This window comes from bacterium (genome assembly GCA_008933615.1).
Taxonomy (GTDB): Bacteria; CLD3; CLD3; order SB21; family SB21; genus SB21.
Window position 1 is genome coordinate 32,115 of sequence record WBUR01000013.1, and the last position, 14,014, is coordinate 46,128.

At 45.1% G+C, this 14,014-nt stretch carries 11 protein-coding genes; 5 read left to right on the forward strand and 6 right to left on the reverse strand.

From position 1 onward, the window contains the following. Nucleotide 1 precedes the first annotated feature (1 nt). On the reverse strand, nt 2-1,027 hold the full coding sequence (locus F9K33_06435; protein KAB2880113.1) for an NAD-dependent epimerase/dehydratase family protein: 1,026 nt from the start codon (nt 1,025-1,027) through the stop codon (nt 2-4). Then, on the reverse strand, nt 1,000-2,115 hold the full coding sequence (locus tag F9K33_06440) for an N-acetyltransferase (GenBank protein ID KAB2880114.1): 1,116 nt from the start codon (nt 2,113-2,115) through the stop codon (nt 1,000-1,002). The genes F9K33_06435 and F9K33_06440 overlap by 28 nt, the downstream gene beginning before the upstream one ends. Nucleotides 2,116-2,382: 267 nt before the next feature. On the opposite strand from F9K33_06440, the gene F9K33_06445 reads away from it, so the two are divergent. The 3 genes from F9K33_06445 to F9K33_06455 all read left to right on the forward strand — a co-directional run bounded on the left by F9K33_06445 (nt 2,383) and on the right by F9K33_06455 (nt 6,560). Further along, nucleotides 2,383-3,684, forward strand: a complete 1,302-nt coding sequence (locus tag F9K33_06445) for a hypothetical protein (GenBank protein ID KAB2880115.1) — start codon at nt 2,383-2,385, stop codon at nt 3,682-3,684. A 160-nt stretch (nt 3,685-3,844) separates the two neighbouring features. Next, a complete protein-coding gene (locus F9K33_06450) occupies nt 3,845-5,035 on the forward strand; it encodes an acetyl-CoA C-acetyltransferase (protein ID KAB2880116.1) in 1,191 nt (396 codons plus the stop codon). Nucleotides 5,036-5,051: 16 nt separating this feature from the next. Beyond that, complete coding sequence (locus F9K33_06455; GenBank protein KAB2880117.1) at nt 5,052-6,560, forward strand: beta-propeller fold lactonase family protein; 1,509 nt, start codon at nt 5,052-5,054, stop codon at nt 6,558-6,560. A gap of 40 nt (nt 6,561-6,600) precedes the next feature. Here F9K33_06455 and F9K33_06460 read toward each other — a convergent pair whose 3' ends face one another. From F9K33_06460 to F9K33_06470, 3 genes are read right to left on the reverse strand one after another with little or no spacing between them, the layout of a single operon-like run. Then, the gene (locus F9K33_06460) at nt 6,601-7,545 is read right to left on the reverse strand and encodes a CPBP family intramembrane metalloprotease (protein KAB2880118.1); all 945 of its coding nucleotides are present in this window, start codon (nt 7,543-7,545) and stop codon (nt 6,601-6,603) included. A gap of 12 nt (nt 7,546-7,557) precedes the next feature. After that, on the reverse strand, nt 7,558-8,028 hold the full coding sequence (locus F9K33_06465; protein ID KAB2880119.1) for a cupin domain-containing protein: 471 nt from the start codon (nt 8,026-8,028) through the stop codon (nt 7,558-7,560). A gap of 3 nt (nt 8,029-8,031) precedes the next feature. Beyond that, the gene (locus F9K33_06470) at nt 8,032-8,763 is read right to left on the reverse strand and encodes a sulfite exporter TauE/SafE family protein (protein KAB2880120.1); all 732 of its coding nucleotides are present in this window, start codon (nt 8,761-8,763) and stop codon (nt 8,032-8,034) included. Nucleotides 8,764-9,091: 328 nt separating this feature from the next. Here F9K33_06470 and F9K33_06475 point away from each other — a divergent pair, with 328 nt between their 5' ends. After that, complete coding sequence (locus tag F9K33_06475) at nt 9,092-10,816, forward strand: acyl-CoA dehydrogenase (GenBank protein KAB2880121.1); 1,725 nt, start codon at nt 9,092-9,094, stop codon at nt 10,814-10,816. A 139-nt stretch (nt 10,817-10,955) separates the two neighbouring features. Here the strand turns inward: F9K33_06475 and F9K33_06480 are convergent, their stop codons facing one another. After that, nucleotides 10,956-11,723, reverse strand: a complete 768-nt coding sequence (locus tag F9K33_06480) for an enoyl-ACP reductase (protein ID KAB2880122.1) — start codon at nt 11,721-11,723, stop codon at nt 10,956-10,958. A gap of 190 nt (nt 11,724-11,913) precedes the next feature. On the opposite strand from F9K33_06480, the gene F9K33_06485 reads away from it, so the two are divergent. Then, on the forward strand, nt 11,914-13,959 hold the full coding sequence (locus tag F9K33_06485; protein ID KAB2880123.1) for a DUF3520 domain-containing protein: 2,046 nt from the start codon (nt 11,914-11,916) through the stop codon (nt 13,957-13,959). The last annotated feature ends 55 nt before the right edge of the window (nt 13,960-14,014 follow it).

The window sequence follows — 14,014 nt, forward strand, 5'->3', positions numbered from 1 at the left end:
TTTATTTTAGTTTTATCCAGCCGTGTTCGCGATACCACTTCACAGTTTCCGTGCAACCTTTTTTCAGGTCATACTCGCTTTGGAAACCGAGATCATTACGAATTTTATCTGAAGAAGTTGCCCAGGACTTTTGTTTTAGTTCAATTATTTTCTGTTTGTTCAGCAAAGCGGGTTTAGAAGACAACGACGCCAACGCTTCACTTACATAGGCTGCCGCGGCGATGAGCCATTCTGGAACCAGCAGCGGCAGAGTCCAAGTCTGTATTGCGTTTTGTATTTCACTGCTCAAATCCTGCCAGGTGTAAATGCATCCGTCATCCACATAATAAATCTGCCCGTGACTTTTCGGCGATTCAGCCGAAAGCAGAGCCGCATTCACCAGGTCCGTGACATGAACCAAACTGAGGTACTTCTTACTCCATCCTAATTGCGGCTTAAGATGTTTACTGATCAACTGAAAATAAAAGAATATATCCTTTTCTCTCGGGCCATAAACTGCCGGAGGCCGGAGAATCGTAATCGGAAGAAATTTACTGTATTGAACCGCGTACTTTTCGCCTTCCAGTTTGCTCTTACCGTAAAACGTGAGCGGCGAATCTGCATCGGTTTCCACTCGTGGCCGGCCGATCTGCGCCGGCCCACCCGCGGCTAAACTGCTTAGATGAACGATTTTTTTAATTCCCGGATTATGCTCAAGGCAGACTTCATATAGCATACGCGAGCCGTCGGCATTGACTTTATAATATTCCGCTTCCTTTTTCGCTTTGGTAATGCCCCCGACATGGAAAATATAATCCGCTTCTTTGACCGGCACAACGAGCGATTCACGGTCGGTGATGTCGCCTTGGACTAACCTGATATTCAGCCCTTTGAGCCAAATCAGATCGCTGGTCGGACGTACCGTACAAATGACTTCGTATCCTTTAGCGAGCAATAATTCAACTAAATGACTTCCTATAAAACCGGTTGCGCCGGTAACAAGTGCTTTCAAATTATTCCTTAAACCTGCATTTCGTAAAGACGGTATCTTTTATATACGATAGCTCCCATACGCTCCAATGCGCGATTCATCGGGATATTGTCCTCGAGTATCCATGACATTTCCGCCCATGTGAGTTTTTGCCGGATTGCTTCTTCGAATGATTTGTAATAAAAAACTATATCGATGCCGGAATTCCGATGCTCCGGCGTGACGCCCAGCGTGATAACGCGAACGGATTTCAATTTCCCTTTTCGGGTATGCCAAAGAAGTTTGATCAGCCCGAAAGGAAACAATCGCCCGTCGCGGATCTTGATCAGTCCTTCATTAATATTGGGAATAGTCAGCGAGAATCCAATAGGTTCGCCTTTATGCTCTGCTATAAACAAAAATTTAGGATCCAGAATCTGCTTCATCTGCACGCCGAGATGGTCAAATTCCTTGTCCGTCATCGGGATAAATCCCCAATTGCGTTCCCATGCGGCATTATAAATTTTTTTGATGCGCTGTACTTCGTTCTTGAAATCTTTGATTTTGACCGTGCGTATGGTGAATTCATTACGCTTCATAATGATATCTACGCCGCGGCGCAGCCGTTCCGGCACTTCCGAAGGAACATCTACGTAGTATGCCAGCAGGTCTTTTGCTTTCTTAAATCCGTTTTTTTCGAGAAGGGTGATGTAATACGGCGGATTATATGTCATCATGATTTGCGCGGGTTTATTCAATCCATCGACAAGTAAACCGCATTCGTCGTTGGTGGATAAATTGACCGGCCCGCGGAGCGACGTCATGCCTTTGGATGCGGCATACGATTTCGCTTTTGCCAGGAGCGCATCGGCAATTTCTTGATCGTTAAAACAATCAAACAACCCGAAAAATCCGACGCGGTCTTCATGGAATGAATTATGCGCGTGATTGATCACCGCGGCTATACGGCCGACGATCCGGCTGTCTTTGTAGGCCAAAAAATAGGCAACGTCGCTGTGTTCAAAGAACGGATTTTTTTTTGGGTCTAAAAATTCTCTACGCTCGATCAGAAGATGAGGGACCCAATTAGGATCGTCCTTGTATACTTCCCATTCGAACTTTATGAAGTCATTTAAACCCGATTTCGTAATTTGTTTAATTTCCACTGTCAATAGATCATTTTAAATGTTATGGTATTGTAAAACGGCGAAAGATAAGTAATGACAAAAAGAGAAGCAAGACTAATAATCATTGAAAACACCAAGAAGTTTCCCATGTAAATCCGCATATGGATCAAAAAAAGGTATTTAAGAATTGATTAATATGAGTTTGCGGAAAAAATGAGCCAAAAAAATCTTGCATTTATAATGACATTGCTTTAACTTCCAAAGAATTCAATATATAAATGGCCATCTATTTTTGGAGTTCTGACTATGCGATCTACTTCGTGGATGTTGACGTGTCTGTTCATTATGGCGATGATCGGTGTGCGTGACGGTAACGCTCAGATCGGAAGCTCTTCGGCAGTAACGGACCGCTATGGATCGTTTTATGCCTATTCGGCAAAAACGCTGCCCTTCCCGAGTTTTTATCTCTTTCAGAATTCTCACTTTTTTACGGGTTCGGGAGATCGACCAAGCGGGTCCAGGACCGTCAAAGATTTCGGAACGCAATTCGGGATGCAAGTAGGCATCACCCCAACTTTTGATGTTATTTTCAGCGGAAACTTTGTTCAAACTACTAACCTTGCGCCGTCAATTACTAATAAAGAGATCGTTACATTTTTCAAAAGCGTGGATGTTCCGGACGAACTTTTCTTAAATTTGCGCTTACTTCCGTATTCTTTTGCACAGAACAAAATAAATCTCGGGTTCATGTTAACCGGAAGATTTCAAGGCGATGGGTTTTATAACACGCCACTCAGGCCTTATTCGGGAGGAAGTACGGAAGCAGGATTATCAATCCTTACATCTTATTTCTCTCGCCCTGATTTTATTGAATCCGGTCTAACCATTAATTTGAATTTACAATACTGGAATCATCTCGACAACGGCGCCTATATAGGATATAAAGCTGAAGATAGTCTACGGCGAACGTCGGCCTTCGGTAACTCACTCGCCGACACGGCAGTGGCGACTTCCAATGCTTCCAGTTTACGATTTGCTTTGGGCGGCTCTTACCCGATCGACATTGCAGGAAAATATTTGTACATTACCGGCGATGTGTACGGCCAGTTTTTTCTGGAAAAACCTCCTAAGGCCGCTTACAGCCGTCAAAATTATGCTTACGTCGCCTTGGGCGTTAAATATCAGTGGTTCGACTGGATGGGAGTTCACCTCGGAGGCGAATTTCAAGTGCTTAAGGGCACGGATAAAACCGTTGGAAACGACCAACTTCTCGGTATTGATGACCTGACGATTTCCAAATCCGATTATCCGTCTTGGCGTATATTCACCGGAGTAACTTTTCCTTTGATGCCGCGCGCGTCTTCGCCACAGTCCAGAGTGAAAGAGGAAGTGGTTCTGGAGCAATCGGAAAGGCGTAAAAAAGAAGTAGAAGGTATTTTATATTCCGAGCAGGAAATTCAGAAACGTAGCCAGAATTTTATTCCGATCAAAGAAATGCGAAAAAATTACAAGAGCATTATCGGTGAATACGTCACCATTCTCGATGCTAAAGATAAAAAACCTGTAGAGCCTGAGATTCCGCCGGAAGAAGAAAACCAAGGAAATTAAACTCAAAAAAACTTTAGCCTGAATTAGCCCAATCCCGTACTCTAAGACGTACGGGATTTTTTTTTAAAAAGCTGTGGAAATAGGATCGGAATTTCAGTAATCTAACATCCAGTCAAAACCGAATGGAGCATAAAGTACCAACAGATACACGGAGGACATCATGAAACTGACAAAAGACATTGTCATAGTAAACGGCGCGCGAACGGCGTTTGGAAAATTTGGCGGCACACTAAAAGATTTTTCTGCAACTCAGTTAGGCGTTTTTGCCGCACAGGAAGCGATGAAACGATCGGGCGTAAGGCCTGAAGATATTGACCACGTTATTTTTGGTAATGCGGAGCAAACCAGCGCGGATGCTATTTATCTTGCGCGGCATGTTGCGCTAAAATCGGGGCTGCCGGTTACCACGCCGTCCCTGACGCTGAATAGGCTTTGCGGATCGGGGTTTGAGTCGATCATTGAAGGCGCGCGGCAGATAATGATCGGCGAGTCCGAGGTCGTGCTTGCCGGCGGAACGGAGAGCATGAGCCAGGCCCCGTTCATGGTTAGAGGAACGCGATTCGGCGTCAATCTCGGCCAGCCGGTGAAGTTCGAGGATTCGCTCTGGGAAGCGCTTACCGATCCTCAATGCGGATTCTCCATGGCGCAGACCGCAGAAAATCTCGCGGATGAAATGAAAATTTCACGTACGGATTGCGACTTGTATGCTTACCTCAGTCAAATGCGCGCGAAGGATGCGATCCTGGGCGGTCGATTGAAAGAAGAGATCGTTCCGATTGAAATCAAAAGCCGTAAAGGTGTAAAATTATTTGATACCGACGAACATCCCCGTCCGGAAACTACGATGGAACAATTAAGCACGTTGGCGCCGTATTTTAAAAAAGACGGTACGATCACGGCCGGCAATGCCAGCGGGATTTGCGACGGCGGCGCGGCGGTTATTGTTACCACGATGGAAACAGCCAAAGCAAAAGGCTGGAAACCTATCGGCCGTTTATTGACCTGGGGGATCGCAGGAGTAGAGCCCCGCATCATGGGCATCGGGCCGGTTCCTGCCGCGCGCAAAGCACTGCAGCATGCCGGGATGAGCGTGTCACAAATGGATATTGTGGAAGTGAACGAAGCGTTTGCCCCGCAATATCTCGCGGTGGAAAAAGAACTCGGTTTAAACCGTGAAGTGACCAACGTCAACGGCGGCGCTATCGCTTTGGGACATCCGCTTGCTGCGTCGGGAACGCGCTTGACACTTACGACGTTGTATGAACTGCGCCGGCGCAAGAAAAAATACGGTTTGGCCTCTGCTTGTATCGGCGGCGGACAAGGCGTTGCAGTTATCGTAGAGGCATTATAGGTACAAGGTCTAGCGGGTGAAACAAAATATATTATTTCTTTTTTTTATAATGATCTGCGTCTCATGCTCGGAGGATAAAAAATCCGGCCATGCCGACGTGCCGTTTCCTGACGGGCTTGATTCGATCTTTCTCAAATCCTGCGCAACCGCCGGCTGTCACTTACCGGATGAGCATGCCGGAAAAGTACTGGATAGCCAACACCTTCCTGCCGAGCTGGATCTGTCATCGTGGACAAGTTTGTTCAAAGGTTCCGCGCACGGAGCGGTCGTCGTTCCGTTTAATGCCACACGAAGCCACTTGATCGAACATGTAACCGGTCTTCGTTCGCCGAGAATGCCGCCGAATTATTCGCCGTATAATCGCGATACACTGACAGTATCGCAGGTCGCAGTGTTGACATCATGGGTCGACGACGGGGCGCCGAATAGCGATAACGAGATTCCTTTTGAGCATGCGACAAAAAAAATATTTACGACGAATCAGGGCGTAGACGTTGTTTCGGTAATCGATGAAAAAACGTTATTGGAAATGCGGGTATTTGAAGTTGGCGACCGCCAGGAAATGGAAAGCCCGCACGGCGTAGAGGTTAGTTCTGACGGAAAATACTTTTTCGTTTCTATGATCGCGACGGGAGATGTTTTTAAGTACAACGCGGACGACGGCTCTTTTTTGGATAAACTCAGCCTCACGGATCCCATTGCTTTGATCAAGCTATCGAAAGATAATTCGAAATTGTACGTTACTACCAATTTTCAGGTCAATAATACCGGACAAAACGGCTTTGTTTCCGTTATCCGGACGTCCGACATGGGATTGATCAAACAGATTCCAGTCGGCATAAGTCCGCACGGAATCAACCTGTCGCGCGACGGCAAGTTACTATACGTAACGGCCGTGTATTCGGATCGATTGTATGTGATCGACACACAGACGGACTCGACCGTAACTTTTTTTGATATTGCAGGTGACGTCGGCCCGCAGCCGATATACGAACCGTATCATGTAGGCCTTAGCCCTGCAGGTAGTCAGGGGTATGAAAATTATTTATTTGTTACGTGCAGGAATAATGGCCAGGTAAGAATATTTCAGCGAACGGTTACTTCAAATCAGAATAGTTTCACATTCATTGACAGCGTGACGGTCGGTTCGAATACGGATTGCAAGCCAATACAGCTTGATGTGTCGCCGAACGGGCAATATATTTATACTGCCAATTCCAACGACAGCAGCGTAACGGTGATTCAAAAAAACGAAACAGACTTTGCGTTTTTGACAAATATAACAAAACAGATCGATCCGCATGACGGCGGTGAACACAGACTATCTCAACCCAATGGAGTGGCATTTAGCAAAGACGGGAAGTACGTTTACGTAGCCAACAGAAATAAAAACGGCGCTGTCCCGCCGCATCATGGAGGTACTGGGGGGCCGGGGCTTTTGACTGTTATAGAAGTTGCGACGAACACGATCATCAAAACGATCGAGCTGCAACCGGATTGTTACAGCGTTTTTGTATCGAACTAATGAAGAACCCGGCGTTGTGTTCGGATTTTTTTATTAGTTTTTAAGCCTCAGACGCCGCAGCCGCGGGTTCCGCCGGTTTAAAAGGGGCCGTCATTACCGCTTCTTCTACGATCTTTTCCATCTCCTCGCTGGGTTTGAAGAACTTCCACACGAAAACACAAGCCGCGACACACACCAGCGTACACATAGCGCCGCCTTCCGGCCCGAAAGTTCCGCCGGTGATCATGTCAGGGCCTGTTTCCTGCGAGATAGTTAGAGGCATGACGACAGTTGTTCCGCTCACGGGCAAACCCCAGATAAACCCCTGAGTAAAATTCCATGCGATGTGAATTCCTATCGGAAGCCAGAGCGATTTGGTTTGAATATACGCGAGCGACAATAATACGCCGGCAAGAACGATATTTGCAATTCCGAATACCGATACGTTTGGATTACCTAAATGGGCAGCTCCGAAGAGAAGAGAAATAGTAATAAGCGGGATCCACTTGTTGGTTCCTTCTATGAAAGCCTGAAAAATATATCCGCGAAAAAGAATCTCTTCGTTGAAACCCACAGCTATGTAAAGTAAAATGTTGCCAAGAAATCCCAACAGAAAATAGTTCATATCATTTGGCGCCAGGCTAATTTCTTCATAGCCCATAACCCACATGAGACCGACGGCCGTAGTCAGCATCATAAACCCGATCAAAAGACCCCATGCTAATTCCTTAAAAGCGCGCCTGTTTAAATGGAGGCCAATGGACACGAACCGCCTTTTATCAAGGAGTCTTAACAACAAGAACGCAGTTAAACCGGCAATAATGGCGGCTTCAGCCGTCACAAGGCCATCTTTAACCAGCGGCATTTCTTTGAATGTTTTAGATGTAAAATCAGCGATAAAAGCGAACGGAATAGTGAGAATAAAAAATGAAATAATGTATGCCGCAACTCTCCACCCGGCGCGCAATTGGTGTTTGTTGTTAATAAATACTTCTCGTGTGGTCATAATCCCTCCGGTTTAAGCAAGTTTCAACTGCGGAAACATTTTTTCTAATTTTTCAATTGTTATCATCTCAAAATCCAAAAAATCAAAGCCGGGTGAAACGGTACAGCCGATGAGCGTGAACGCTCCCAGTGAACGAGCGGATTGCCAGTAATTCGCAGGAACCATGATCTGTGGACGCTCGCCGCTTTTAACGTCCGTACAAAGAATATGTTTCGAGAAATTTCCATCCGGGCTTATCAGCGCGAGTTCAATCGGCGCGCCGTAGTAAAAATGATAGATCTCATCGCTTTTTACTCGGTGCCATGCTGTGGTTTGGCTCTGGCGGATCAGAAAATATATGGCCGTGCAAACAGAACGGACGTCCCTTACTTGCGCAGGAATAATTGAACGGTAGGTTTCTCTGAATGCGCCGCCTTCCGGATGCGGTTGAAGCTTCAAAATCGAAATAAGGTCGTCCGCGGATAATTTTTTGTTGTCGATCATGATCTAAGTTAAAATAAGTTTTATAGAGGCAATGACTAATACAATGGCGAGCACTTTACGCAACGTCGCAACATCGAATTTTCTGGTACCTAAATGCGTTCCGATGAGCCCGCCGATCACTACGGCGGCGGCGAACGGAACAATGGTCGGCGTGATGTGATCGATGTTTTTCCAATTGCCTATTATGCCTGAAATAGAGTTAACCAGAATAAAAGCAGCGGAAACGCCGCTGGCTATTTTTGTCTCGGACCAATTCATCAATAGCAGCAAAGGCGTCAGAAAAATTCCACCCCCTACGCCGACTAAACCTGACACGAATCCCAATCCGGCGCCGATCATGAGGCTTACCCAGATTCTTGGAGTTTTAACCGTTGCCGGATTTCGTATTGCAGCCGTTAAGCGCCAAGCAGCGTATAGCAGTACAATTCCTACAACGATGCGGTACGTATCCACATGCAAATCCATCCGTCCGCCTAAAAAAGCGAAAGGAATCGATGCAATGGCAAAAGGATAGAATAGCTTCCACGAAAAAAAACCTGCTCTATAAAAACGATAAGTGCCAATCAAAGCTACAAAAATATTCAAAGCCAGCGCAGTCGGTTTCATTTGTTCCGGTGCAAAACTGAATAACGCCATGATCGCAAGATATCCGGACGCGCCCGCATGACCAACCGAGGAATACAAAGCGGCTGCAAGAAACATCAAAATGGTGATATATAAGGCTTCAGCACTCATGTTTTTTTTGTAACAAATGTTGTAAAAGAAAATGAAGTTTAAGCTTATAAGGTATGCGCGTAAATACCGCGTCGTATAGGATCCATAGATACTAATGAATTCCAAAAGATAAGAAAACCCCCGAAAAAGGCAAGAAATTTGAATAGTGTGTTCATGTCGAAACCGCACAACATGGATTGCATATAAACGTTGACTTAAATTATTTAAAAATCTAATTTGGGCTGCCCGAGAACTTTATCCGGATAGATAGGATTGAATTCGGAAATTTTTTTGGTGAAATAAATTCAACGTACACTTAAGAGTCCCGTTTGTAATCAGGAGAGTTTATATGCCGAATTTTTATCGTGATAACCCCGATATCCTATTTCACATGAAAAACATGGATTTGAAAAGAGTTATTGAATTAAAAGAAGATGGTTTTGCAGACAAAGATACGTATGACATCGCTCCCGGTTCCGTCGAGGAAGCCGTTGAAACATATGACAGCGTATTGGAACTTGTCGGCGATATTGCCGCCAACACGATAGCTCCTAAAGCGGCGGAGGTGGACAGCGAAGGCGCTCACTTCAAGGACGGCGTCGTAACGTATGCCAAGGCGACTAAGGCGGCATTGGACGTGTGCAAAGAGTCCCAGTTGTTTGGATTTACCATTCCGCGGAAATACGGCGGCCTGAATTGCCCCATAACGATCTATACTATCGCGATTGAAATGATTTCCAGGGCGGACGCGTCGTTTATGAATATTTACGGACTTCAGGATGATATTGCCGGAACGATCAACCGGTTTGCCGATGAGGAAATAAAAGCCAAATTTCTTCCTCGATTATGTTCAGGTGAAGTGACAGCCTCTATGGCGTTAACGGAACCTGACGCGGGCAGCGATTTGCAGGCTGTCATGGTCAAAGCCAGACAGGACGATAATGGCCGGTGGTTGTTAAACGGCGTAAAACATTTTATAACGAACGGCAACGGTGAAATCTCTTTGGTTTTGGCTCGCAGTGAAGAACAAACTTCCGATGGCCGAGGTTTGTCGATGTTTCTGTATGAACGAGACAAGAACATGATCATTCGGCGGATTGAACATAAGATGGGAATTCACGGATCTCCGACATGTGAGTTGCAATTTGACGACGCTCCCGCCATCCTGATTGGCCAAAGGCGAATGGGACTGATAAAATATGTTATGGCGCTGATGAACGAGGCCCGCGTTGGTGTGTCGGCGCAGGCCTTGGGAATTGCTGAAGCCGCATACCGCGCTGCGAAGAAACATTCTGAACTTCGCGTACAATTCAAAACTCCAATTATTAACATGATTCCCGTTTCAGAGATGCTGCTCAATATGAAAGTCAAAATTGAGGCCGGGCGCGCGCTGCTATACGAAACGACGCGTATGGTAGATATCAAAGACGGGCTTGAAAGATTATTCGAGAACCAGGATGAATCACCGAGAGAATTGCGCGATGAAGTCAAAAAATATGCTGCCTTTTCCGCAATGCTGACACCGCTGTGTAAAGCCTACAACACAGAAATGGCAAACGAAGTGGCTAATGACGGCTTGCAGGTTCACGGCGGCGTGGGATATATGCATGAATTTGACGCAGAACGATTTTATCGCGATGCGCGGATCACCAATATTTATGAAGGGACGACGCAGCTTCAGGTTGTAGCAGCCATCGGCGGAATCATCAAAGGAACATTTGACGAACTGATCATGGAGTATGAAGCGTCCGTCGATTTTTCTACTGTTTCAGATTATCACAAGACTATCAAAGAAATGCATGTTCTCTTGAATAAGGCTGTACATTTTGTAAAGGAAAAGAAAAACGCAGATTATCAGACGTATCATTCTCGTCGTATCGTTGAAATGGCAAACAAAGTGCTGATAGGGTATTTAATGCTGCGCGATGCCGGAAAATCGGACAGAAAAAAGGATGTACTGAACTATTTTCTGGAATATTCTTTACCTGAAGTGACTATGAAATCGCAGATTGTGCTGAGCGAGCCCACGGCCCTTTTGGAAAAGAAAGCATCGATTTTGGATGGAGTAAATTAAATCTGTAAATAGCCGAAAGACATTAAAAAACCTCATGGGGACGTTTCATTAAAATGGGACCTTGAGGTTTTTTTATTTAAAACAGGTCTTAAGAATATTGCTCAGATTGCATATTGAGAAAATTTACCCGAACGAATTATTACATTCCAATAACGTGATAGCCGCAATCCACGTATAGTGTTTCTCCCGTGATGCCCGTGGCCCACGGTGAACATAAAAACAGTCCGGCGTCTCCAACCTCATCCACTTCAACGTTTCTGCGGAGCGGAGCCTTTTCCGGAATAATATCCAGAATTTTTGTGAATCCGGAAATGCCGCGCGCCGCCAGCGTATTAACCGGGCCGGCGGAAATTGCATTCACGCGAACCTGCCGATGGCCCAGATCTGCCGCGAGATAGCGCACGCTCGCTTCGAGAGACGCTTTAGCAACACCCATTACATTGTAACCCGGAATAACTTTTTCCGCGCCGTAATACGACAGCGTGAGAATGGCGCCGCCATGCAAGTGCATAAGAGGGTAGGCCTCGTTGGCAATCGCAATTAACGAATACGCGCTGATGTCATGCGCTAAAGTAAACCCATGACGGCTTGTTCTGTGAAAATCCTTTTTCAGGTCTTCTTTGTCAGCAAAAGCCACCGAATGAACAACAAAATCAATATGGTGCATGTAATGTTTCAGATCATGAAAGAGTTTTTTAATATCATCGTCCTTGGTCACGTCACACTTGAAAAGCAAGTCGCTGCCTAAATCGTCCGCTATTTCCTGCACATTCTTCTTGACGGCATCGCCCTGATACGTAAAAGCGAGCTCAGCGCCTTCGCGGTGCAAACTTTTGGCGATAGCGTGGGCGATACTCCTTTTGTTGGCGACTCCGCAAATAAGCCCTTGTTTGCCCTGCATGATCATACGGCTTTCTCCTTTTTATGGATAAAAGTAAAAATTCAATGTCAATGTGATTGGAAACGTTGATGAATATATAGAATAACACCTAATTCCACAAGATTAAAAAACGCAGCGATGAGCGATTATCGTACCTATGTACACAACAGGCCTGTGCGAACGCGAATGGCGTGGCGATTATTAATTATTTACATGCATGTCGTGTTACTACATAAGCACAATCTTTCATTTAAAATTGGAGAGTATTATGAAAAAGCAAAGTGCCGTAAAGTGGAGCATGCTTCTAAGCATTCTGATTTTGACTGGATGTTTCGTCGCATTTTTATCAAAAGGTGAAACAGGGAGTTTGAGCGGAATCGTCAAAGATAAACAAACGGGAAACCCCATACCCGGCGTTATAATTAAAGTAATCGGCGCAGGGCTATCAGTACAAACCGATTCCACAGGGTATTTTTCAATAGATAATATTTCCGTAGGGAATTACGATCTATTGGTTAGCGTCAATAATTATCAGGCTGTAAAAATAGAAGGTATTGCTATTGACGCCTTTACCGAGCAGCAGTTGGAATTGACGATTAAAGAAAACACTTCCGGCCAAGCAAAAATAAAAACGTTATCGGCTCAGGAATTAGATATTAAAAGAGAAAAACTACATTCAACAGACGTAATCCTGCTTGGCGCTCACGACGGGCAGGAAAACATGCCGGAATCGGAAATGAAAACTATTGACAAAGATGTTGCGAAGAAATCCGCAAAAGCGACAGCCGGGCGAGGTATTCTGGGTGTCATTGGTGGATCAGGCGGATTACACAACGGAGGCGCCGGTGTGATGAGCCCTGTTTATTTAAACCCGCCAAACGGACAGAAATATTGGGATATGTATCATCATGATTACGGAACCAACCCGTTTATCGATACGGAAGACGATAATTGGTCAACGTTCGGCGCGGACGTGAGCACAGCTTCTTATTCTTTGGTTAGAAGTTATATTACGAATGGCGAAATCCCGCCAAAAGACGCCGTGCGCGTGGAGGAATTTGTCAATTACTTCAATCAATCCTATAAATCCGCCGAAGAAAAAACATTTTTAATTGCCACACAAGCCATGCCGTCGATTGTCAGTAAAAATTATCAATTGGTTAAGATCGGTATAAAAGGAAAAGAAGTGAAAGCCGAAAATAGAAAGCCGGCGATGTTAACGTTTGTGATCGATGTGTCGGGTTCGATGAATATTGAAAACCGATTGGGGTTGGTTAAAAAAACGATGCTGCTGATGACGCGTGAATTGCGCCAAGGAGACCAAGTTGGAATCGTAGCGTATGGGTCGAACGCGCAAATTATTTTGAATCCGACAAGCAACAAGGAAGCCATCGAATCGGCGGTGAACGGGCTATACAGCGAAGGGTCAACGAATGCAGAAGCGGGTTTATGGCAGGGTTATCAGATGGCTGCGAAAAATTTTGATTCACAGGCCATCAATCGTGTGATCCTTTGCACGGACGGCGTTGCCAATAACGGCGAAACTTCTTCGGATGGCTTACTAAAACAGATCGAAAAATATAAGAACAAAGGTATTACGCTTACCGCGTGCGGCTTTGGAATGGGGAACTATAACGATGTGCTGATCGAACAGCTTGCCACGCGCGGGGATGGAACGTATTATTATATTGACGATCTGAATGAAGCCAAGCGGGTATTTGTCGAGCAGTTAACCGGAACTCTCCAGGTGATCGCGAAAGACGTTAAAATTCAAGTGACGTTCGACAAGGATCACGTAAGCCGTTATCGTCTGATCGGTTACGAAAAACGGGACGTGAGGGACGAAGATTTTAGAAATGACAAGATCGACGGCGGTGAGATAGGGTCGGGGCACACGGTAACCGCATTGTATGAGGTAAAACTGAAAAATCAGAGCGCACAAAATATCGGGAAAATAACCATTCGCTATAAATCGCCGGACGGAAAAGATGTTGCTGAAATTGAAGAGCCGATAAAAATGAACGTACCGGAATCATTACAAGAAATATCAAATTTTCAGTTCACATCAGCCGTTGTATTATACGCGGAGATTATGCGGGAAAGCTATTGGGCAAAAAACAGAGAATTATCCGAAGTGAAAAATCTATTGAACGGTATTGATCAAAATTTCAAAACACATTATAAGCAGTTTGAAGATTTTTATGATATGGTAAATCGTACGATCAAATTGAAAAGCGCTAAGACGTTAGGGGGAAATAGGTAAAAAAATTATGTCAAACTGAAAAGCATTTATTCTGTTCTTTGACATGTGTGTTGGT